Source organism: Streptomyces sp. NPDC001100, from assembly GCF_053598575.1.
This window is the reverse complement of sequence record NZ_JBSFKO010000011.1, coordinates 259,136-279,784: the sequence shown is the minus strand read 5'-3', so window position 1 is coordinate 279,784 and position 20,649 is coordinate 259,136. Positions and strand designations below refer to the sequence as shown.

The window sequence follows — 20,649 nt, the reverse complement described above, 5'->3', positions numbered from 1 at the left end:
GATGCGGCTCCCGGGCTGTTCCGTGCCCCGTGCTGCCATCCGGACCGCGCTGTCGGCCCCAAGGTCAACCGCCGTACACTCCCGGAGTGACCGTCACCGCAACTTCCGTGGACGAGTCGGACCAGCTGGAGCCCCAGGCCGCGCCCGCAGCGCGCCTCGCCCGGCTCGTCCGTCTGGTCCCGGCCGCCGTAGCCGCCCTCTCCGGAGTGCTGCTCTACGTCAGTTTCCCGCCCCGCACGCTGTGGTGGCTGGCGCTGCCCGCCTTCGCCTGTTTCGGGTGGGTGCTGCGCGGCCGCAGCTGGAAGGCGGGCCTCGGCCTCGGCTACCTCTTCGGCTTGGGATTCCTGCTGCCCCTGCTGGTGTGGACCGGCGTCGAGGTCGGCCCAGGCCCCTGGCTCGCGCTGGTCGCGGTCGAGGCGATCTTCGTCGCCCTGGTCGGCGCGGCCATCACCGCGGTGTCGAGACTGCCCGCCTGGCCGCTGTGGGCGGCGGCACTGTGGATCGCCGGTGAGGCGGTACGCGCGCGTGCCCCCTTCCACGGCTTCCCGTGGGGCAAGATCGCGTTCGGCCAGGCGGACGGCGTCTTCCTGCCGCTCGCCGCGGTGGGCGGCACCCCGGTCCTCGGCTTCGCCGTCGTCCTGTGCGGCTTCGGCCTGTACGAGATCGTGCGCCTGGCCCTGGAGAGGCGGCGCACCCACGAGGTACGGCGGAGCGCCGCGGCCGTGGCCCTGCTGAGCGTGGCCGTACCGGTCGTCGGCGCACTGGCCGCGCGGTCCCTGGTGAGCGACAAGGCCGAGGACGGCACCACGACCGTCGCGGTCATCCAGGGCAACGTCCCGCGCGCGGGGCTGGAGTTCAACGCCCAGCGCCGTGCCGTCCTCGACTACCACGTCAAGGAGACCCTGCGGCTGGCCGCGAAGGTCAAGGCGGGCAAGGTCGCGAAGCCCGACGTGGTCCTGTGGCCGGAGAACTCCTCCGACGTCGATCCGTTCGCCGACGCCCAGGCCTATTTCGACATCGACGAGGCCGCGAAGGCGATCGGCGCGCCCATCTCGGTCGGCGGTGTGGTCGAACGGGGCGGCAAGCTCTACAACGAGCAGATCCTCTGGGACCCGGTGAAGGGCCCGACCAGCACCTACGACAAACGCCAGATCCAGCCGTTCGGCGAGTACCTTCCGATGCGCTCGCTCCTCGGGGCCATCAACAAGAACTGGACCAGCATGGTCCGCCAGGACTTCAGCCGGGGCACCAAGCCGGGCGTGTTCACCATGAACGGCGCCAGGATCGGCCTGGTCACCTGCTACGAGGCCGCCTTCGACTGGGCCGTGCGCTCCGAGGTCACCGACGGCGCCCAGTTGATCTCCGTGCCCAGCAACAACGCGACCTTCGACCGCAGCGAGATGACCTACCAGCAGCTCGCCATGTCCCGGGTCCGCGCGGTCGAGCACAGTCGGACCGTCACGGTCCCGGTGACCAGCGGCGTCAGCGCGATCATCATGCCGGACGGGAAGATCACCCAGAAGACCGGCATGTTCGTGGCCGACTCCCTGGTCCAGAAGGTGCCGCTGCGCTCCTCGGAGACACCGGCCACCAAGCTCGGCATCCTGCCCGAGATGGCCCTGGTCCTCGTCGCCGCGGGCGGCCTCGGCTGGGCGATCGGCGCGGGTCTGCGCCGACGGCGCACGAGCGACGCCTAGCCGTACGCCCGTCGTACATCCGCCGCGCGCGCGGCAGTTGGTGGAGTGGCCATGGATCGTCCCGTTAGGGTCTGACCATGGCTACTCCTGATTTCATTCGCACGATCCGGGAATCCGCCGGGCACCAACTGCTGTGGCTTCCCGGGGTGAGCGCCGTGGTCTTCGACGACGCGGGACGCGTGCTGCTGGGCAAGCGGTCGGACAACCACGAGTGGGCCCTGCCCTCCGGCATTCCCGAGCCCGGTGAGCAGCCCGCGGTGTGCGCGGTGCGCGAGGTGTTCGAGGAGACGGCCGTCGAGTGTGTGGCAGAGCGGGTCGTCATGGTCAAGGCCGGGGGGCCGATCAGCTACCCGAACGGTGACGCCTGCCAGTTCATGGACATCACCCTGCAGTGCCGGGCCGTCGGCGGCGAGGCGGCCGTGAACGACGACGAGTCCCTGGAGGTCGGATGGTTCGAGCTGGACGCACTGCCCGAGCTCAGCGATCACCAGCTGTTCCGGATCAAGCAGACCCTGGCCGACGCACCCACATGGTTCGACACCACGACGTCTGACTGAAGTACGGGCTCGGCCCCTATGTGGTGGGGCCATAGCGCGGCCCAGGCCCAACACCGCGTCCGCGGCGAGCTGTTGGACGACCTGCTCGACGCCCGCGCCCGAGATCCGCGCCTGCTGCGGGACCGCGCGCCCGGGCTGCACGCCGACCTGGGCGCCACCCATGTCGTCCTCGCCGCCCGCCTCGACGGCCCGGAGGGCGACGACGACCAGGAAGCCGCCGCCAGCGGACGGCTGTGGTCCGCCGCCTCGCATCTCGCCGGAACCCGGTACGGTTCGGCCGCCGCCCGCGACGGCAGCACCGTCCTGCTGCTGCCCCTCGGTTCCGGCGACACCGCCACGGACCTGGCCCGGCGCACCGCCGCCCACCTGGGAGCGGCGGTCCACGAAGCGGTCACCGTCGGAACCTCCGGGCCCTTCGGGATACCCGCCGCCGCGCCGGACGCCGTGGTCGCCGCCTACCAGGAGGCGCTGCGGTGTCTCGACGCCCTGCGTTTCCTGGGCCGTTGCTGCGATGGCGCCGCCGCCGAGGACTTCGGCCACCTCGGACTGCCCCTCGCCGGGGACCGAGACATCGGCGGCTTCGTCGAGCAGACCAGCGGCCCGGTCGCGCAGTACGACGAGGGCCGCGGCACCGATCTGCTGCACACCCTCGACGCGTACTTCGCCGGCGGCATGAGCCCGGCCCACGCCCTGGAGATCCAACTCGCCCTGCGGCTGGAAGGCGTGGGCAGGTTCCTCGGCGCGGACTGAAAGGACCCCGTCCCGCATCCGGGAGCCCAACTCGCCCTGTGGTTAAGGCGGTTGGCGGATCCCGGGCTGACCCGTCATACGGAGGAAGCCTTGCGGCCCCGGAGCGCGACGAGGGCCAGCAGTGCCGAGACCAGGGCCGCGCTGCCGCAGACGACGAAGCCGATCGAGTAGCCGTGGCCGAGGGCGTCCAGCGCGAGGGGGTGCAGGTCGGCCAGTTTCGGTGAGGCCGCCGAGGCGCCGTTCACCGCGAGCGGGCCGCCCTCCTCCAGTACGGCCGTGCCCGCGCCCTTCAGAGCCTGCGGCAGGGCGGAGTTGTCGAGGGAGGCGGCGAAACTGCTTGCCGCGCGGCTCAGGGCGACCGCGCCGATGACGGCCGGGCCGAGGGTGAAGCCGAAGTCGCGCAGGAGGTTGGTGGTGGCGCTCGCCATGCCCGCCAGATGGGTCGGCACGGTGTTCACGGCGGTCGCCGTGATCGACGAGACGGTGATGGCGAAGCCCAGGCCGACCAGACCGAGCGGCAGGATCAGTGAGGTGAAGGCGGTGTCGGTGATCGGGAGCGTGGCCGCCCAGTAGTCGCCCGCCGCGATCAACAGCAGCCCGGTGCCCAGGAGCAGGCCGGGAGCGACGGTTCGCAGCAGTCGTTCCGTCAGCGGCAGCATGGCCAGGGTGACGCCGTTGAGGAGGACGAACGCCAAGCCGGTGCGCATGGGTGCCTGGTCCTGCACCGGGCCGAGCCGGATGCTGACGGAGTAGGCGGTGCCGAGGAAGGCGAACATGCCCACCACCGCCACGACCGAGGCGACGGCGAAGGCGCGGTTGCGGAAGAGGTCCAGGCGCAGGAGCGGTGACTTGGCGTGCTTCTCGGCCAGCACGAAGGCCGCGAGGAACAGGGCCGCCAGGACGAAGGCGATGACGATCGAGGGCGAGGCCCAACCGTCCGTCGGGCCCTGGATGATGGCGTAGAGCAGGGCGAACAGACCCAGGCCGATGGTGACCTGTCCCGCGATGTCGAGTGAACGGCCCTCGGGTGCACTGGAGTTGACGGCGAACAGGGCGCTGACCGCGACACTCGCCACGGCGACGGCGGTGACCACGACGAAGGACCAGCGCCAGGATCCGTAGGTCGCCGTGACTCCGCCGAGCAGCGGGGCGATGAACCCGCCGGTGGACAACAGGGCCGCCCACATCGCGATGACGCGGGCCCGTTGCGCGGGTGAGGTGGTGCCGGCCGCCAGGATGGCCAGCGAGGTCGGGAACAGGGCGGCGGCCCCCAGCCCCGCCAGGGCCTGCCCGGTCCAGAGCTGGTGGACGCCGGAGGAGGTGGCGCTGACCAACTCGCCCACGGCCAGCAGCGCGGCGCCGCCGACCAGCAGCCGCTTGCGTCCGAAGAGGTCCCCGAGCAGACCGAAGGTCAGCTCCAGCACGGCGACCGGAAGCAGGAACGCGTCGGAGATCCAGGTGAGTTGGGAGCCGACCGGATGCAGGTCGGACTGGAACAGCCCGTTGAGGGTGGCCGGTATGGCCAGGCCGATCTGCGCGAGGCAGACGGCGAGGAGACCGGCCACCAGGGTGCCGGTGGTCAGGCCGGGCCCGGTGGCGGTTCTGGTGGAGGATTCGGTCGGTTCGGTCGTCATCGACACGGAGGGCTCCTGATGCGTGCGGGACGGGGCGGGGACGGGAGAGAGATGTGGGGCGGGCGTATCGGGATCAGCGCGTGCCGGTCAGGCGGCTCGGCCGGTAGTCGGTGAAGGCGGCGCCGTCGAGGCCCAACTCGTCGGCGCTGCGCTGGAGTTGGGCGGCGGAGACGGAGTCGCTCCAGCGTCCGGTGTCCAGCCGGTGCTCCACCGCGTGCAGACCGGCGACCACTTCGGCGGTGGTGAAGTTGCAGTGGCTCTGACGGGCCACGTAGGCCTGGCGAAGGAGCGCGGAGTCGCCGGCCGCGCGGACTCGGCCGGCGAAGGCCGACTCCTGCTCCACGGGCACCAGTTGGTCGGCGACGGTGTGGATGTCCAGCAGCGGTACGGCCAGGCTCTGCCCGGCGGTCGAGGTCCGCTGCAGACGGGCCACCGCGGCCGGGTCGGCCGTGATGTCCGCACCACGGGTGAGTCGATTCAGATCGGTGCGCAGGTCGAGCCCGGCGTCGCGGTACAGCGCCTCGACCTGCTTGGCGTGGGCGGACCCGCGCAGCAGCCCGGCGTAGTCGACGCCCTTGTTCCAGGACGTGTTGCCGCCGGCCGACTGCTCCACCGACCAGCGCGCCGGGACGATGAACCCCAGCAGGCCCTGGGCCAGCCACGCGTACTGCTGCTGCTCCTGGCCCGCGAAGTCCCCGCGCGCGGGCGGCTGTTGACCGGGCGCCCAGTCGGCCAGGTTGAGGTAGGCGGCGGCCAGGGCGATCCGGGCGCGGCCCGTCGGAGTCTGCTGCGCCGTCTCCACGGCCGCTGTGAGCCGACCGGCGAGGGCGGCGCCGTCGGCCTGGCTGTCCAGGTCCACCAGGGCGTCGGCGTCGCCGGGGTCGAAGAACGTGGCCAGGGTGTACTCCGCGTCCAGCTGGTAGTTGTCCAGGTCGACACCGCCCGCGACCAGGCCGCACAGGCCGAGCGCACCGTCGACACGTCCGGCGCCGTCCCGGGCGACCTGGGCGTTGACGAGACCGCCCATCGACTGGCCCACCGAGATGACCCGGGTCGGGGCGCCGACCTCTCGGCGGAACGCGGTGAGCGCGGCGAACTGGTCCCGCTCGGCCGAGTCGAGCGCCCACATCGAGCCGTTCGGGTCGTAGGAGGAGCCGGCGAGGGCGTAACCGGCGGCCAGCAGGGCCTGGGCCACCGCGGGAGACGGGGCGTCGGCAGCGGTCGTAGGGCCGAAGCCGTGGCTGAACAGGAGCAGGGTGCCGTTCCAGGTCTCGGGTGTGTCCGCGATCCAGGTGGCACCGTCGGTCAGTGTGCCGGAGTAGTGGGCGGCGGTCGTGGCATGGGCGTCGGCCACCGGGCCGATCAGGGCGGTTGCGAGGGCTGTCGCGCAGGCTGCGGCGAGGGTCGAGAGACGGGGTCGGGGCATGACGGCGGCTCCGCGGGTCGAGGGGGGACCGAGTGGGGGAGCGGGCGGGAAGGCCAGGCCGGGAAGGCCGAGCCGGAAGAGCGCTGTGAATGTAGGGCTCTTTTTTCATTGCCGTCAATAGAATGACCAATAATGAGGCGGACGGGTGCGGTCCTCGGGGCATGCGGGGGCTCGGGGTGGACCGGCGAGGCGCGGGGAGTGGATCAGCCCAGTGTCAGGGTGTCCAGCAGCCGTGCGGCGGCGCGTGCCGCCGGGCGGTCCCAGCGGCGCGCCAGGCCGCGGAACACCGTCTCCGCCTGGGCGGCGGGCCAGTCCGCGGGCAGGTGCTCGGCGGGCAGATGCGGGTCGCGTCGTACGAGGTCCAACCAGTCGGTGTGCAGCAGGAGTTGGCCTGCGAGTTCGTCTCCGGAAGCTGCCGCGGGCAGTGGGTCGGTACGGTCCCAGCGCTCCAGGAACGCCCGGTAGCGCGCGCCGATGGCCGGTACGTCGAAGGCCTGCTCAAGCACCTCGCGGACGTCGGTCGGCGACTCCACCTCCGCCCGGAACACCCGCAGATACGGCTCCAGGCCGAGACCCGCCACCATCTCGCGGACGTCGACGGGCGCCGGGGCCACCCACAGGCCGTTCTGCAGGGGGCCGAAGCCCGCCCAGATCAGCCGGGAGCGCAGATCGTGCCGCTCGCGGCTCCAGGCCTCGGGCAGCGAGAAGCCGACCATCGTCCAGCGGCCGTCCCAGTCCCGGTTCACCGCGCCGGTGCGCCAGATGCGGTCGCGGCCGTCCGTCAGCACCTGGACGGCGTGCGGTGTCAGTCCGAAGTACGTCTTGCGGCCCTGGCGGCTGCGTTCCAGCAGATCGCGTTTGACCATGCGGTTCAGGGTGGTGCGCACCGCCTCCTCGGTGCTGCCCAGCCTGCCGAGCGCCGCGATCACGCTGCCCGACGACACGGCGATGGGCCGCCCCAGTACATGGGCGCCGAAGAAGGTCAGCATCAGGGACTGGGTGCGCGGTTCGGGACCGCTCTCGGCGGCGGGTCCTACGGCGACATCGACACTGGTCACCGCCACAGCGTAGGCCCGGGGCGGGCGCGCGGCGCCGTTGGGCCATGAACTGTGTCATGTCTGTGACGGCCGTTTTCGGTGTGCCGAATGACGATGTCGTCGGCCCCGAGGTGGTCAGAAGGCGAACGCCTCCGTCAGGCGCAGGTGGTAGCCGTCCTCTTCCATCAGGACGACCGTGACGCCGAACGGGGAGGGGTGGTCCAGGTCGAGGGGAGTGAAGGCGTAGTCGACGGCGGCCTGCACGGGCGGCGCCAGCTTGGCGTCGGGCTGGGGGGCCGGGGCCGGCTGCCACTGCGGCACGCCCGATGCCGGGTCCTCGGTGTAGGGGAACTGGTGGAGCGTGTGGCCGTCCTTCGACGCGTGAACCATGTTGAGGCAGGGGGACGGGCCGTCGACGGGAAGTTCGCAGACGGTGGCCACGTCGTGGGTCTCCCAGGCGAGGACGATCTCGTCGGCGCCGGCCGCCGCGGCGATGTTCGAGAGCGACGCGATCGCGGTGAGGGCGTCGCGGCCGGGCTCGACCGGGCGCAGCCAGATCAGGCCGACCAACTCGCCGCGCACGAGCGGCATGATGACCGGACGGGGCACGGCGTCCTCACCGAGACCCGCGACGTACGCGCTCTTCATCGACTCCGTCAGCGCGTCGAACGTACGCGTGTCCATGAACTCCCCATCCGCAGCGGCTGTGTGGCGTCCATTCTGCCCTTGTCGCGGAGTGCGAGAGGTCGCTCCTGGGAGTGAAAGCGGCCCCGGCCGGACGGGGGAGACCGGCCGGGGCCGCACGTGGGAAGAACGGCCGACCGGCCCGGGTTGTTCCCGGCCTCAGTCGAGGTAGTCGGCGATCAGGACCGCGAACTCCTCGGGGGTGGCGAGCCGGATGCCGAGCGATTCGGCCTTGGCGCGCTTCGACCCCGCGTTGGCGCCCGCGACGACCAGAGTGGTCTTCTTGGAGACGCTGGAGGAGGAGCGGCCGCCGGCGCGCTCGACGAGTTCGTTCATCTCGTTGCGGCTCAGCTTCTCCAGCGCGCCGGTCATCGCGCCGGTGACGACCACCGCCATTCCGGCCAGCGGACCGTCCGCCGCACCCGCACCCGTCTCCGTGTCCGGCGAGCCGTCGCCGTCGGCCGCCGCCTCGTCCGTCACGGGCGCCGGCGGCGTCGCGCCGGGCTCGGTCATGTTGACCCCGGCGGCGGCCAACTTGTCGATCAGCGAGGCCAGTTCGACGAGTTCGCCGACGATCGAAGGGGCCTTCTCGGTGCCGATGCCCTCGACCCGCTGCATCGCCTCCGCGTCGGCGGCGCGGATGTTGTCCATGGTGGCGAAGTAGCGGGCGATACGGCGGGACATGGACCGGCCGGTGCCGCGCACGCCGAGCGCGCACAGCACCCGGGACAGCGGCTGTCCCTTGGCCGTGACGATCGCGGCGAGGAGGCTGTCCGTGCTGGTCTCGCCCATCCTTTCCAGGCCCAGGAGTTGCTCGCGGGTCAGGGCGAACACGTCGGCGAGATCGGTGACCAGACCCGCCTCGACGAGCTGGACGACGCGGGTGTGGCCCAGGCCCTCGATGTCGAGCTGGTCGCGGCCTGCGGCGTAGGACAGGGAGGCGACCAGGTGGCAGTTGCGGCCCTGTTCGCAGCGCCAGCGCAGTTCGCCTGTGTCGATGCCGGAACCGCAGCGCGGGCACACCTCCGGGAAGAGGATGGGCCGTTCGTCTCCGGTCCGCAGATGCGCGACGGGCGCCTCGACGCGGGGGATGACGTCACCGGCCCGGTGGACCATGACGTGGTCGCCCAGGCGCAGATCGCGGCGGGTGATGTCGCCGGGGTTGTGGAGCGTGGCGTAGGTGATGGTGGCCCCGTCGATCTCCACCGGTTCCAGCACGGCGCGCGGGGCGATGATGCCGGTGCGGCCCACGTTCCACTCCACCTCCAGCAGCCGGGTGATCTTCTCCACGGCGGGCAGCTTGTAGGCGATCGCCCAGCGCGGGGCCCGTGAGCCCGACCCGGCGGCCCGCTGGTCGGCGGCGAGGTCGGCCTTGATGACGATCCCGTCGATCCCGAACGGCAGCCCGGCCCGCAGCGCGGCGATCTCCCGCACCCGGGTCAGCACCTCCTCGACCGTGTCGGCGGTGATGCCGGGCACGGGTGTGGTGGCGGTGGTGTTGACGCCCAACTCGGCGGTCCGGTCCATGAGTTCGCTGTGCGCGAGCTCGCCCAGCCGCTCCGCGAGCCCCGCCTCCGTGCCGGCGAGCGGCAGCAGGCCGTAGCCGAAGAACGTCATCGGCACGGTGTAGGCGCGCTCCTTGGCGCGCAGCGTGCCCGCCGAGGCGCCGCGCGGGTTGGCGAACGGCTGTCCGTCGTGCGCGGTGCGGACCTCGTTGGCGTGCTCGAACTGGGCGGTGGTCATCAGGACTTCGCCGCGCACCTCGACGGTGACCGGCTCGGTCAGCTCGGCGGGCAGGCCCTCGATGGTGCCGATCGCGTGGGACACGTCCTCCCCGGCCGTCCCGTCGCCGCGGGTGATCAGCTTGGTGAGGCGGCCGTCGGTGTAGCGGGCGGCGATCGCCAGGCCGTCGAGCTTCGGCTCGACGCTGAACCGCGTGACCTCGTGGCCGGTTCTTCGGGCCAGCGAGACGGTCCAGGCGGTGAACTCCTCGGGGGAGAACACATTGTCCAGGCTGAGCATCGCCACCGTGTGCGGGACGTCGCCCTCGACCGCGCCGCCGGCGACCTTTCCGGACGGGGAGTCGGGCAGCACCTGTTCGGGATGGTCCGCCTCCCACACGGCGATACCGCGCACCAGCCGGTCGTAGGAGTCGTCGTCCAGCACCGAGGTGCCGCCGGTGTAGTAGGCGGCCGAAGCCTTCACCGCGTCCTCGACCGCCTGTGCGTAGCCGACGGCATCCACGATCACTGCAGCTGGTGTAGTCATGACTCTCATCCTGCCTGTCACCACTGACAATGCCCCGGGAGCGAGCGCCGGGAAGCACGGAGCCCGGTGCCCGTCAGTCCTCCGGCTCGGACGTCCGCTGGAGGTCGGCCCGGCCCTCGGCGGCACGGATGAAGCGGGTCATGCCGAACTGGCTCGTGGCGGCGGTGTCCTGGGGAGGGCCGGCCGCCGTCTCGCTGGAGCGGGGCGCGGACGGCAGGACGTAGGGGCGGCGCAGCACCTCGTCCAGGATGATCACCGTCTCGGTGGCGCGGACCGCGGGAATCGTGGACAGCCGGTCGGTGACCAGGCGGTGCACGGCGGTGACGTCGGCCACCCGGATCTGGATCATGGCGTCGTGCTGGCCGGTGGTGACGGCGCAGTACTCCACCTCCGGCATCTGCGCGAGCGCCGTGCGGAACTGCTTCCACAGCTCCTGGCGGACCGTGACGAAGATCAGGGCGCAGATCTCCAGCCCCACCCGGGTGTGGTCGACGCGGGCGCTGAAGCCGTTGATCACGCCGTCGGCTCGCAGGGCTTCGAGGCGGGTGTAGGCGTTCGCGCGCGAGACACCGACGCGTTCCGCGAGGGCCGCGACGGAGATCCGGCCCTGGGTGCGCAGCACATCGAGGATCTTGAAATGCACCGAATCCAGGGCAAGGCCGATGCCGATCCGTCCAGAGCGGCGTTCGGCAGGGGTCTCCGGGCTCGACAGATCTTCCATGTTCGCGCCTCTCCGTCGATTTTCGTCTCGCGGTGATCCCGTCGGCCGAAAGTCCTGGTTAGTTTCAGCCCACCCTAACGGCGAATCGTCCAGGTCCCCTCCCGGTGTCCGCCCGTTCCCGCCCGGCCTTCTTCCGCTCCGCCCTGCTCACGGAGGCACGCATGTCCAGATCCAGTGCCGGGTCGTACCCGGTGGCACTCTCCCTCGTCGCGGTCGCCGCGCTCACCCTGAGCGCCTGCTCCGGCGGTACGAGCGCTACCGGCTCGTCGGCCGGCAAGACCCTGGTCGTCGACACGTCGTTCAACCTGAAGACCGCCGACCCGGGCCGTGAGTTCGAGCCGACCGGGCAGATCGTGGACAAGGCGCTCTACGAGACGCTGCTGACCTTCAAGGGCTCCGACGTCACCAAGCCGGTGCCGGGTCTCGCCTCCTCCTACGAGCAGTCCGCGGACGGCAGGACGCTCACCCTGCACCTGCGGACCGGCGCGAAGTTCGCGGACGGCAGCGCGGTCACCGCCGACGATGTCGTCTTCTCGCTGAACCGGGTGATCGCGCTCAAGGGCAACCCGTCGTTCCTGCTCGACGGCGTCACGGTCACCAAGACGGACGCCTCGACGGTCACCCTGGTGTCGAAGAAGGCCAACCCCGCCCTGCCCTTCATCCTCCCCAACCCCGCGCTCGGCATCCTCAGCGCTAGGACGGTGCAGGCCCACGGCGGCTCGGCGAGCTCGACTGACGGGGCGGAGAAGTACCTCAACACCACGTCGGCCGGCTCCGGCCCCTACACGCTGACCTCGTTCAACACCAACACCGAGGTCGTCCTCGCCAAGAACCCCAAGTACACGGGCACGGACAAGCCGACCTACGACAAGATCGTCATCCGCAACGTCCAGGCGCCCACCCAGAAGCTGAACGTGCAGCGCGGCGACAGCCAGATCGCCCTCGACCTCACCTCCGACCAGGTCGGCGGGCTGACCGGGGGACTCAAGGTGGACAGCGGCGCGTCCTCGGACGTGATCTTCCTGCTGCTCAACCGGAACACCAAGGTCAGCAGTACGACGGCCAACGCCAAGTTCGCGGAGGCGGTGCGCAAGGGCATCGACTACAAGAGCCTCCTCTCGCTCGCCGGCACCGGCTCGGTCCAGCCCGCCGGGATCATCCCCTCGACCTTCCTCGGCGCGCTGCCCGCCTCCGCGGCCGCCGGCCGCGACCTCGCCGGGGCGAAGGCGGCCCTGAAGGCGAGCGGCATCGCCAAGCCGTCCGTGACGCTCGGGTACGCCAGCGACCTGACCGTCGACGGGCTGTCCCTGCAGACCCTCGCCGAGCGGGTCCAGGCGCAGCTGAAGGAGGTCGGCATCACCGTCACGCTGGCCCCCGCGCCGACCACCACGGAACTGGACAACTACCGCAACGGCAAAGAGCAGTTGGGACTCTGGTACTGGGGCCCGGACTACCCGGACCCCAGCGACTACCTGACCTTCCTGCCCGGCAACCTGGTCGGCCTGCGCGCGGGCTGGAAGGCCGGCGCCGACCCCGCCCTCAGCGCGCTCGGCGACAAGGCCGCCACCACGATCGGCGACGACACCCGCAAGACGCTGTACGAGCAGATACAGACCAAGCTGAACGCCGACGGCCCCTTCGTCCCGCTGATGCAGCCGAGCCGCAACACGGTCTACGCCGCGTCCGTCACCGGCGTCGCCTACAACCCCGTATGGACGATCGATGTCGCCGCGCTGGGCGCCAAGTAGGGAAGCGGGCGGCGGAGACGGTGGACGGCCCCGCGTCCGCCGCCGTCCCCTCGCCCGCCACCCGCTCGCCCGCTTCCTCCTGCGCCGTACCGCCACCGCCGTCCTGCTCGCCGTCGGCGTGACCCTGGTGACGTTCGTCCTCACCAACCTCGTCCCGGGCGACCCGGCGGCGGCCAACCTCGGCCAGCGGGCGATCGGCGACCCGGCGATCGTCGCCCAGTGGCGGCACGCGAACGGCCTGGACAAGCCGTTGCCCGTCCAGTACGTCACCTACCTCGGCAACCTGCTCCAGGGCGACCTCGGCGAGTCCCAGCAGAGCCATCAGCCGGTCCTCACCGACCTGTCCACCGCAGTCCCGGCCACCCTGGAACTCGCCGGGGCCGCGATCGCCGTCTCCCTGATCGTGGGCGTGGCATTCGGTGTCGTGGCGGCCCTGCGCCGGGACCGCTTCACCGACCAACTCCTGCGTGTCGTCAGCCTGTTGGGCGTGTCGGTGCCGACGTTCTGGCTGGCGCTGCTCGCCTTCTACCTCTTCTTCTACCGGCTCGGCTGGGCCCCGGGCAGCGGTCGCCTCGACCCGGGCATGACCGCCCCACCCCATGTCACCGGCCTCTACACGGTAGACGCGGCACTCGCCGGCCAGTGGCCGGTGTTCTGGAACGCGGTGGGCCATCTCGCCCTGCCCGCACTGGTGTTGACGGCGTACACCGTCGGCCTGCTCACCCGCTTCACCCGCTCCGCCGTCCTGGAAGTCCTGAACCAGGACTACGTCCGAGCGGCCCGCGCCAAGGGCCTGCCCGGCCGGACCGTCCTCTTCCAGTACGTCCTGCGCGCGGCCCTCGTCCCCGTCGTCACGGTCGCCGGGCTCGCCTTCGGCGCGCTCCTCTCGGGCACCGTCCTGGTCGAGTCGATCTTCGCCTGGCCGGGCCTGGGCGCCTACGCCTACCGCAGCGCGACCACCCTCGACCTGCCCGCCGTCATGGGCGTCGGACTCGTCGTCGGCCTGGTGTACCTGACCGTCAACCTCGCCGTGGACGTCCTGTACGGCGTGATCGACCCGAGGGTGAGGGTGCAGTGAAACGCAGTCCCGAAGGGCGAGTGAGGTTCTCCCTCCTACGACGGCTGCCGCCCGCCTGGCGCCGCCCCCTCGCCGTCACCGGCGGCCTGGTCGCGGTGTTCTGGCTGCTGATCGTGGTCGCCGCCCCGCTGCTCGCCCCGCACGACCCCCTCGCGCAGGACCTGCCCCGGCTGGCCGCCCCCGGCTCCGGACACTGGTTCGGCACCGACGAGTTGGGCCGTGACGTACTGAGCCGGGTGCTGTACGGCGCCCGGGTCTCCATCCCCCTCGCCCTGCTGCTGGTGGCCATGTCCCTGCTGGTCGGCGGGGTGTTGGGGGCCTGCGCCGGGTTCTTCGGACGATGGGTGGACGAGACCGTGATGCGGATCGCGGACCTGGTGTTCGCGTTCCCCACCGTCATCCTGGCGATGGTGGTCGCCGCCGCTCTCGGCGCCAGCCTCCAGAACGCGGTACTGGCCGTCCTGGTCGTGTCCTGGCCGTCGTACGCACGCGTCACCCGGGGCCTGGTCATGGGTCTGCGCAACCGTGAATTCGTGCTCAGCGGACGGCTGTTGGGCTTCTCCGCCTGGCGGTCGCTGCGCGTGGACATCCTGCCCAACGTGCTCGGGCCGCTGCTCGTCCTGGCCACCCTCGACATCGGTACGGCGACCCTGCTGCTGTCCGGGCTGTCCTTCCTGGGGCTCGGTGCGAAGCCGCCGACCGCCGAGTGGGGCGCGATGGTGGCGGACGGCACCCAGCAGTTCGACAAGTGGTGGATCGGGGTCTTCCCGGGCCTGGCCATCCTCACCGTCGTGCTCGCCTTCAACTTCCTCGGCGACACGCTCCGGGACGCCCTCGACCCCGGCACCGCCCGCACCCTCGGCGCGGAGAAGGAGCGTGTCGGATGACCGCCGGCAATGTGCTGGAGATCAGCGGCCTCACCCTCGACCTGGGCGGCCGTCGCATCCTCGGCGGCGTCGACCTCGCGGTGCGGCCCGGTCAGGTGCACGGGCTCGCGGGAGAGAGCGGTTCGGGCAAGACGATGACCGGGCTCGCGGCGCTCGGTCTGCTGCCGCCGGGCGCCCGCACCGGCGGCCGGATCGAGCTGGAGGGCACCGACCTGCTGACCCTCCCACCCCGCCAACTGGCCGCGCTGCGCGGCCGATCCGTGAGCATGGTGTTCCAGGATCCGTCCACCAGCCTGCACCCGATGCTCAGCATCGGACACCAGCTCACCGACCATCTGCGCCACCACCTGAAGCTGAACCGCAAGGCCGCCAAGGAGCGGGCCACCGAGCTGCTCACCCAGGTGCGCATCCCCAACCCCCTTGAGGCGCTGGGGCGTTACCCGCACCAGTTCTCCGGCGGGATGCGGCAGCGCATCGCGATCGCCATCGCGCTGGCCTGCGAACCGAAGGTGCTGATCGCCGACGAGCCGACCACCGCCCTCGACGTGACCGTGCAGGCAGGCGTACTGCGGCTGTTGCGCGGCCTCTGTGACGAACTCGGCCTCGCCGTCCTGCTGGTGACCCACGACCTGGGGGTGATGTCCGCGATCGCCGACGAGGTGAGCGTCATGCGCCACGGCCTCGTCGTGGAGACCGGCCCGCGCGGCCGGGTCCTCACCGAACCGCGGCACGAGTACACCCGCCGGCTCCTGGACGCGCTCCCCGGAAGGAGCACCGTATGACCCCCCTCCTCTCTGTCGAGGACCTCGTCGTGCAGTACCACCGGCCGGGCGCCTCGCCCACCCGGGCCGTCGCCGGGGTCAGCCTCCAGGTGCGGGCGGGCGAAGTCGTGGGTCTGGTGGGCGAGTCGGGCTGCGGGAAGTCGACGCTGGCCCGCGCGGTCTGCGGGCTCACCCCGGCCGCGGAAGGGCGGATCACCTACGACGGCACACAGGTACGCCCGCTGCGCGTCCGTCGCCGCGACCCGGCCCTGACCGGCATCCAGATGGTCTTCCAGGACCCGTACGGCTCCCTCAACCCCCGGCGCCGGGTGGGCGCGCAGATCGCCGACGGCATCCGTACCGCGACCGGGCGGGGGGAAGCCGCAGACGGGGCGACCCTGGAGGACCTGCTGACCCGGGTCGGGCTGCCGGTGGAGGCCGCCGAGCGGTACCCGCAGGAGTTCTCCGGCGGCCAGCGGCAGCGCATCGCCATCGCCCGCGCGCTCGCCGCCCGCCCCCGGCTGCTGGTCGGGGACGAACCGATCTCCGCGCTCGACGCCTCCGCCCAGCTCCAAGTGGCCACGCTGATGCGGTCGTTGGCCGTCGAATCGGGCGCCGGGCTGCTCTTCATCAGCCATGACCTGTCCGTCGTACGGCTGATCGCGGACCGGATCGCGGTCATGTACCTCGGGCGGATCGTGGAGACCGGCCCCACCGCCGAGGTCTGGGCCGACCCACGGCACCCGTACACCCGGGCCCTGTTGGCCGCCGTACCGAAGCCGGACGGAGCGGGCGTGCTGCCCGCCGAACTCCCCGGCGACGTCCCCGACCCCGCCGAACCACCGAGCGGCTGCCGATTCCACCCCCGCTGCCCCCAGGCCTTCGACGGCTGCGACCGCGAGGAGCCGCAGCTGATCGCGGGGGGGGTCGCGTGTCGTCTGTACGCGGCGTGAGCGGGAGAGATGGCGGGGGATGCGCGCTCGCCGCAACGCCGATCAGCGCCCCTCGCGGCTCGCGCGCGGCGCCCTTGTGCCCCGGCAGCGCTTGATCGCGGTGCCCTGCTCGCCGTCCGTGTGCTCGGGGCTCCCTTCCGCACGCGGCGGAACCCCGCCCGCAGACCGTCCTGCAGACCTCGCGCCGAGTCTCGCGCCGAACCCCATGGAGAGCCGATGTCCGCCACCCCGCCGCCCGACGGCGACCACCCCCGCCACCCCGCCGCACCCGTCACGAACCTCTACCCGGCCGACCGCCTCCACCGCGCCCGGGAGGCCACGGCCCGTGCCGGTCTCGACGCCCTGCTGATCTCGCCCGGCGCCGACCTGCGCTATCTGACCGGCTATGACGCCATGCCGCTGGAGCGGCTGACCTGCCTGGTCCTGCCGGCCGACGACGACCCCTTCCTGCTCGTCCCGGCGCTGGAGGAACCCGCCGCGCGGGCGTCCCCGGCCGGCGACCTGGGCATCGAGATCACCGGCTGGAACGAGACCGACGACCCGTACGGACTCGTCGCGGCCCGGCTGCCCGCCCGGACGGCCCGCGTCGGTGTCGACAACCGCATGTGGGCGGAGAAGACCCTCACCTTCCGTGCCGTACTGCCGGGCGCGGAGCAGGAGTTGGCCGGCGGGGTGCTCAACGGGCTGCGGATGCGCAAGACCCCGCAGGAGGCCGACGCCCTGCGCCGGGCCGGTGCCGCCATCGACCGGGTGCACGCCCGCATGGGGGAGTGGCTGCGGGCGGGCCGCACCGAACGCGAGGTCGGCCGGGACGTCGCGGACGCCATCGTCACCGAGGGCCATGTGCGGGCCGAATTCGTCATCGTCGGCTCCGGCCCCAACAGCGCCAGCCCGCACCACGAACTCTCCGACCGCGTGATCCGCCCCGGCGACCCGGTGGTCGTCGACATCGGCGGTACGACCCCGGACGGCTACTGCTCCGACTCGACGCGCGTATACGCGGTCGGCGAGCCGCCCGCCGAGTTCCGCCGCCTGTACGAGGTGCTGCTGCGGGCCCAACGCGCACAGACGGACGCCGTACGGCCAGGTCTGACGGCCGGTCAACTTGACTCCGTAGGGCGGGACATCATCACCGGCGCCGGTTACGGGCCGCACTTCATCCACCGCACCGGACACGGCATCGGGCTGGAGAGCCACGAGGAGCCGTACATCGTGGCCGGCAGCCCGCTCCCGCTCGCGCCGGGCATGGCCTTCTCCGTCGAGCCGGGCATCTATCTGCCCGGCCGGTACGGAGCGCGGATCGAGGACATCGTGATCTGCGCCGAGACGGGCGGCGAACGCCTCAACCGCAGGCCGCGGGACCTGGTCGTACTGCCCTGATCGCCCCCCTCCACCCTCCACCTGTCACCCACCCCAAGGACCCGCCATGCCCGCTCCACCGCCCCCCTCCGCCCGTCCCGCCGACGACGGCGGCGCCCGCCCGGGTGGCGCGCCCGCCGAACTGGCCGAGGTGTGGAGGGTGATCACGGGAATGTACGAGGGCTACACCGCGGGCGACCGGGAACGCATCGACTCCTTCCTCGACCCCGAAGCCACCATCTGGGACTCGGCGACCCGCGAACTCATCTGCGGCAGAACGGAGTTGAACGACGTCCGGGACGGCCGCCCCACCTCCGAGGGCGGCCCCGACGAGACCGGCCTCACGGCCTACGATCAAGTAGTCGACGTCTTCGGGGACTTGGCGGTGGCCCGCTACTGGCTGCGGGTCGACTACCGTGCGGCGCCAGCGGAACTGGCCCGTATCACGGCGGTGCTGCGGCGGGGCCGTCCCGGCGGACACTGGCTCGTCGTCCACCTGCACGAGGACATCCACGGGCAACTGGCGGTCGATGGCGGCTAGTTGGCCTGACGTCGGCGATCACACCCCTAGTATGTCGGTTCGGAGCCCGGCCGAGGCGACCTGACGGTGGAATCGGTGATCGTCGGGCCCGCTCAAGGAGGACATGTTCCGTGCTTTCGCCCGATGGCTCCGACCCCGCGCACATAGGCCGTTACCGTCTGGTCGGCAGGCTCGGCGAAGGCGGGATGGGGAAGGTGTACCTCGCCCGGTCGCCCGGGGGCCGTCCCGCCGCCGTGAAAGTGATCAACGACCACCTCCGGCACGACGAGCACGCCCTGAGCCGGTTCCGCCGCGAGGTGGAGACCCTGGCCACGGTCCGCAGCGCGTACACGGCCTCGCTCATCGACGCGGAGCTGGACACCCCGCCGTACTGGCTGGCCACCGAGTACGTGCCCGGGCCCACGCTGCACGCCGCCGTCGCGAGCGGCGGACCGCTCTCCGCGGATCTGGCCCGGGTCATGCTGGCCGCCCTCGCCGAGGGGCTGGACGCCATCCATGTCCGCGGTGTGTGGCACCGGGACCTCAAGCCGCACAACGTCATCCTCTCCGCCACCGGCCCGCAACTGATCGACTTCGGCATCGCCAGGTCCACCGACGCGTCCAACCTCACACAGGTCGGCAGCGCGATGGGCAGTCCCGGCTACATCGCGCCGGAGACCTTCACCGGCGGCCGGACCGGTCCGGAGGCGGACGTGTTCGCCCTCGGGGCCACCCTGGCGTTCGCCGTCACCGGCCGACCGCCGTACGGGGACGGGCCGTTCGCGGCCGTGTCCTACCGCTCGGTGCACGGGGAGATCGACCTGCGGGGTGTGGACCCCGGCGTCGCCGAGCTGATCGAGGCCTGCGTGCGCAGCGACCCCGCGCAGCGCCCCACCCCGCAGCAGATCATCGAACTCGCCCGGGCCGAGGCCGACCTCGTCCATCACCCCGCCTACCAACGCGCCCTCGCTGTCGGCTCGTTGACGGACCGGGAGCGGGCCGCGACCGTCGCCGACCTCGGTGGCGGCGCGGTCTCCGCCGCCCCGGACGCGGTGACGGCCACCCTGGACGGCGCCCGGCAGCATCACGCCGTCACGCTCCTCGCACCCGAGGTGGGTCTCGACACCCCCGCGCCGGGCGCCCACGGTCCCTACCCGCCGGCCCGGGCGGACGGCGGCGGGACCCGCCGCGGGCGCCGCGCGCTGTGGGCCGCCATCGCCGTGGCCTCGCTGGTCGTCGCCGGCACCGGCGCGCTGCTTCTGTCCCACGCCTTCCAGGACAAGGGCTCCGCCTCCGGCCACGCCTCACCGTCCGCGAGCGCCAGCCGGGGCACCGACACGTCGGCCAGTCCGTCCGCGAGCGGAGCGACGGCGTCTCCCTCCGCCTCCAGTACGGGTGCGGGCAGCCTGGCCGACGCCGTGGTGGTCAAGCCGCCGTTCACGTTCGAGCCCGGGAAGTTCGTGGAGACCGTGCGCTCGAAGCTGATCATGCAGGCGGACGGCAACCTGGTGCTCTACGACAAGGACGGCACCGCGCACTGGGCGAGCCGGACCTCGGGCGAGGGGAACACGGCGGTGTTCCAGGCGGACGGCAACCTGGTGGTCTACAACGCCCAGACGCAGCCGGTGTGGGCCAGCAACACAGGGGGCGCCGACGGGGCGACCCTCAAGGTGCTGGAGGACGGCAACATGGTCATCGCGACCGACGGCGGGGTCGTGTGGCAGACCAATACCGCGCATTGAGAGCGCGGTAGGTGGTCCGAGCCCTCAGGGGATCCGCGCGACCGCCGCGTAGATCCCGCTGCCCTCCGGGGTCCCGCCCGGCGCCGGAGGGTTCCACTCCGTCGCCGTCACCAGGCCGGGCTCCACCAGGTCGAGGCCGTCGAAGAAGCGGGCGACCTCCGGGCGGGTGCGGAAGCCGAGCTTGATACCGCCCTTGGCGTATTCGGCGGTGACCTGCGCGGCCAGCTCGGGGTAGAGGTCGGACGCGGCGTGCGACAGGACCAGATAGCTGCCGGACGGCATGGTCGCGACGAGGTCGCGGACGATGCCGTGCGCGTCCTGCTCGTCCGGGACGAAGTGCATCAGCGCGATCAGCGAGAGAGCGATCGGGCGGCCGAAGTCCAGGACGTGGCGGGCGTGTTCGACGATCGCCTCGGGCTGTCGTACGTCGGCCTGGATGTAGTCGGTGACCCCGTCGGGGTGGCTGATCAGCAGGGCCTCGGCATGGCGCAGCACGATCGGGTCGTTGTCTGTGTAGACGACCTTCGCGGCCGGTACGGTCCGCTGCACGATCTGGTGCAGGTTGGGCGCGGTGGGGATGCCCGTGCCGATGTCCAGGAACTGGTCGATGCCCCGGCCGGCCAGCCAGGTCGCCGCGCGGTGCATGAACTGACGGTTCTGCCGGGCCGCGTCCTTCGCCTCGGGCGGCAGTTTCTCCCCCACGGCCTCGTCGACCGGGTAGTTGTCCTTGCCGCCCAGCAGCCAGTCGTAGACCCGCGCGGGATGTGCCTTGCCGGTGTCGATCTGCGGGGCCGACTGCGGGTCGGTCGTCATGGCAACTCCATCGT

Annotated in this window: 17 protein-coding genes and 1 pseudogene; 11 read left to right on the top strand and 7 right to left on the bottom strand. The window is 71.9% G+C overall.

Annotated features, from left to right (window positions below):
* Positions 1 to 86: 86 nt before the first annotated feature.
* From lnt to ACWDEW_RS18795, 3 genes and pseudogenes are all read left to right on the top strand, one after another.
* Positions 87 to 1,697, top strand: a complete 1,611-nt coding sequence (lnt, locus tag ACWDEW_RS18805) for an apolipoprotein N-acyltransferase (protein WP_450514086.1) — start codon at positions 87 to 89, stop codon at positions 1,695 to 1,697.
* A 77-nt stretch (positions 1,698 to 1,774) separates the two neighbouring features.
* Positions 1,775 to 2,254, top strand: coding sequence for an NUDIX hydrolase (locus ACWDEW_RS18800; protein WP_400967266.1), 480 nt, complete (start codon positions 1,775 to 1,777; stop codon positions 2,252 to 2,254).
* A 33-nt stretch (positions 2,255 to 2,287) separates the two neighbouring features.
* Positions 2,288 to 3,067, top strand: a pseudogene (locus tag ACWDEW_RS18795) (PucR family transcriptional regulator); the annotation flags it as partial.
* Positions 3,068 to 3,078: 11 nt separating this feature from the next.
* On the opposite strand, the gene ACWDEW_RS18790 reads toward ACWDEW_RS18795, so the two are convergent.
* The 6 genes from ACWDEW_RS18790 to ACWDEW_RS18765 all read right to left on the bottom strand — a co-directional run bounded on the left by ACWDEW_RS18790 (position 3,079) and on the right by ACWDEW_RS18765 (position 10,774).
* A complete protein-coding gene (locus tag ACWDEW_RS18790) occupies positions 3,079 to 4,638 on the bottom strand; it encodes an MFS transporter (RefSeq protein WP_450514085.1) in 1,560 nt (519 codons plus the stop codon).
* A 73-nt stretch (positions 4,639 to 4,711) separates the two neighbouring features.
* The gene (locus ACWDEW_RS18785) at positions 4,712 to 6,064 is read right to left on the bottom strand and encodes an alpha/beta hydrolase (protein ID WP_450514084.1); all 1,353 of its coding nucleotides are present in this window, start codon (positions 6,062 to 6,064) and stop codon (positions 4,712 to 4,714) included.
* A 203-nt stretch (positions 6,065 to 6,267) separates the two neighbouring features.
* A complete protein-coding gene (locus tag ACWDEW_RS18780; protein WP_450514083.1) occupies positions 6,268 to 7,128 on the bottom strand; it encodes a PaaX family transcriptional regulator in 861 nt (286 codons plus the stop codon).
* Positions 7,129 to 7,236: 108 nt separating this feature from the next.
* On the bottom strand, positions 7,237 to 7,785 hold the full coding sequence (locus ACWDEW_RS18775; protein WP_450514082.1) for a hypothetical protein: 549 nt from the start codon (positions 7,783 to 7,785) through the stop codon (positions 7,237 to 7,239).
* A 159-nt stretch (positions 7,786 to 7,944) separates the two neighbouring features.
* Positions 7,945 to 10,053, bottom strand: coding sequence for an NAD-dependent DNA ligase LigA (gene ligA, locus ACWDEW_RS18770; RefSeq protein ID WP_450514081.1), 2,109 nt, complete (start codon positions 10,051 to 10,053; stop codon positions 7,945 to 7,947).
* Between the two features lie 73 nt (positions 10,054 to 10,126).
* Positions 10,127 to 10,774, bottom strand: coding sequence for an Lrp/AsnC family transcriptional regulator (locus tag ACWDEW_RS18765; RefSeq protein ID WP_450514080.1), 648 nt, complete (start codon positions 10,772 to 10,774; stop codon positions 10,127 to 10,129).
* A 161-nt stretch (positions 10,775 to 10,935) separates the two neighbouring features.
* Between ACWDEW_RS18765 and ACWDEW_RS18760 the strand changes: the two genes are divergently transcribed.
* The 8 genes from ACWDEW_RS18760 to ACWDEW_RS18725 all read left to right on the top strand — a co-directional run bounded on the left by ACWDEW_RS18760 (position 10,936) and on the right by ACWDEW_RS18725 (position 19,822).
* Complete coding sequence (locus ACWDEW_RS18760; protein WP_450514079.1) at positions 10,936 to 12,522, top strand: ABC transporter substrate-binding protein; 1,587 nt, start codon at positions 10,936 to 10,938, stop codon at positions 12,520 to 12,522.
* Positions 12,497 to 13,600 (top strand): ABC transporter permease, encoded by a 1,104-nt coding sequence (locus ACWDEW_RS18755; protein WP_450514078.1) that lies wholly within the window; start codon positions 12,497 to 12,499, stop codon positions 13,598 to 13,600. Before ACWDEW_RS18760 ends, ACWDEW_RS18755 begins: the two co-directional genes overlap by 26 nt.
* 20 nt (positions 13,601 to 13,620) lie before the next feature.
* A complete protein-coding gene (locus ACWDEW_RS18750; RefSeq protein WP_450514077.1) occupies positions 13,621 to 14,487 on the top strand; it encodes an ABC transporter permease in 867 nt (288 codons plus the stop codon).
* Positions 14,484 to 15,269: an ABC transporter ATP-binding protein gene (locus tag ACWDEW_RS18745; protein ID WP_450514076.1), complete on the top strand. Its 786-nt coding sequence runs from the start codon at positions 14,484 to 14,486 to the stop codon at positions 15,267 to 15,269. Before ACWDEW_RS18750 ends, ACWDEW_RS18745 begins: the two co-directional genes overlap by 4 nt.
* A complete protein-coding gene (locus tag ACWDEW_RS18740) occupies positions 15,266 to 16,201 on the top strand; it encodes an ABC transporter ATP-binding protein (RefSeq protein WP_450514075.1) in 936 nt (311 codons plus the stop codon). The genes ACWDEW_RS18745 and ACWDEW_RS18740 overlap by 4 nt, the downstream gene beginning before the upstream one ends.
* Before the next feature lie 216 nt (positions 16,202 to 16,417).
* A complete protein-coding gene (locus ACWDEW_RS18735; protein WP_450514074.1) occupies positions 16,418 to 17,581 on the top strand; it encodes a M24 family metallopeptidase in 1,164 nt (387 codons plus the stop codon).
* 46 nt (positions 17,582 to 17,627) lie between these two features.
* Positions 17,628 to 18,101 (top strand): DUF4440 domain-containing protein, encoded by a 474-nt coding sequence (locus tag ACWDEW_RS18730; RefSeq protein ID WP_450514073.1) that lies wholly within the window; start codon positions 17,628 to 17,630, stop codon positions 18,099 to 18,101.
* A 110-nt stretch (positions 18,102 to 18,211) separates the two neighbouring features.
* Positions 18,212 to 19,822, top strand: coding sequence for a protein kinase domain-containing protein (locus tag ACWDEW_RS18725; RefSeq protein ID WP_450514072.1), 1,611 nt, complete (start codon positions 18,212 to 18,214; stop codon positions 19,820 to 19,822).
* Between the two features lie 24 nt (positions 19,823 to 19,846).
* Here the strand turns inward: ACWDEW_RS18725 and ACWDEW_RS18720 are convergent, their stop codons facing one another.
* On the bottom strand, positions 19,847 to 20,635 hold the full coding sequence (locus ACWDEW_RS18720) for an SAM-dependent methyltransferase (RefSeq protein WP_450514071.1): 789 nt from the start codon (positions 20,633 to 20,635) through the stop codon (positions 19,847 to 19,849).
* Between the last annotated feature and the right edge of the window lie 14 nt (positions 20,636 to 20,649).

Excerpts from the sequence above, each read along its gene's own strand:
- ACWDEW_RS18790 (WP_450514085.1), bottom strand. The coding sequence starts at position 4,638 with ATGACGACCGAACCGACCGAATCCTCCACCAGAACCGCCACCGGGCCC.
- ACWDEW_RS18730 (WP_450514073.1), top strand. The coding sequence starts at position 17,628 with ATGCCCGCTCCACCGCCCCCCTCCGCCCGTCCCGCCGACGACGGCGGC.
- ACWDEW_RS18740 (WP_450514075.1), top strand. The coding sequence starts at position 15,266 with ATGACCCCCCTCCTCTCTGTCGAGGACCTCGTCGTGCAGTACCACCGG.
- ACWDEW_RS18720 (WP_450514071.1), bottom strand. The coding sequence starts at position 20,635 with ATGACGACCGACCCGCAGTCGGCCCCGCAGATCGACACCGGCAAGGCA.
- ACWDEW_RS18785 (WP_450514084.1), bottom strand. The coding sequence starts at position 6,064 with ATGCCCCGACCCCGTCTCTCGACCCTCGCCGCAGCCTGCGCGACAGCC.
- ACWDEW_RS18800 (WP_400967266.1), top strand. The coding sequence starts at position 1,775 with ATGGCTACTCCTGATTTCATTCGCACGATCCGGGAATCCGCCGGGCAC.
- ACWDEW_RS18735 (WP_450514074.1), top strand. The coding sequence starts at position 16,418 with ATGTCCGCCACCCCGCCGCCCGACGGCGACCACCCCCGCCACCCCGCC.
- ligA (WP_450514081.1), bottom strand. The coding sequence starts at position 10,053 with ATGACTACACCAGCTGCAGTGATCGTGGATGCCGTCGGCTACGCACAG.
- ACWDEW_RS18765 (WP_450514080.1), bottom strand. The coding sequence starts at position 10,774 with ATGGAAGATCTGTCGAGCCCGGAGACCCCTGCCGAACGCCGCTCTGGA.
- ACWDEW_RS18775 (WP_450514082.1), bottom strand. The coding sequence starts at position 7,785 with ATGGACACGCGTACGTTCGACGCGCTGACGGAGTCGATGAAGAGCGCG.
- ACWDEW_RS18755 (WP_450514078.1), top strand. The coding sequence starts at position 12,497 with ATGTCGCCGCGCTGGGCGCCAAGTAGGGAAGCGGGCGGCGGAGACGGT.
- ACWDEW_RS18760 (WP_450514079.1), top strand. The coding sequence starts at position 10,936 with ATGTCCAGATCCAGTGCCGGGTCGTACCCGGTGGCACTCTCCCTCGTC.
- ACWDEW_RS18745 (WP_450514076.1), top strand. The coding sequence starts at position 14,484 with ATGACCGCCGGCAATGTGCTGGAGATCAGCGGCCTCACCCTCGACCTG.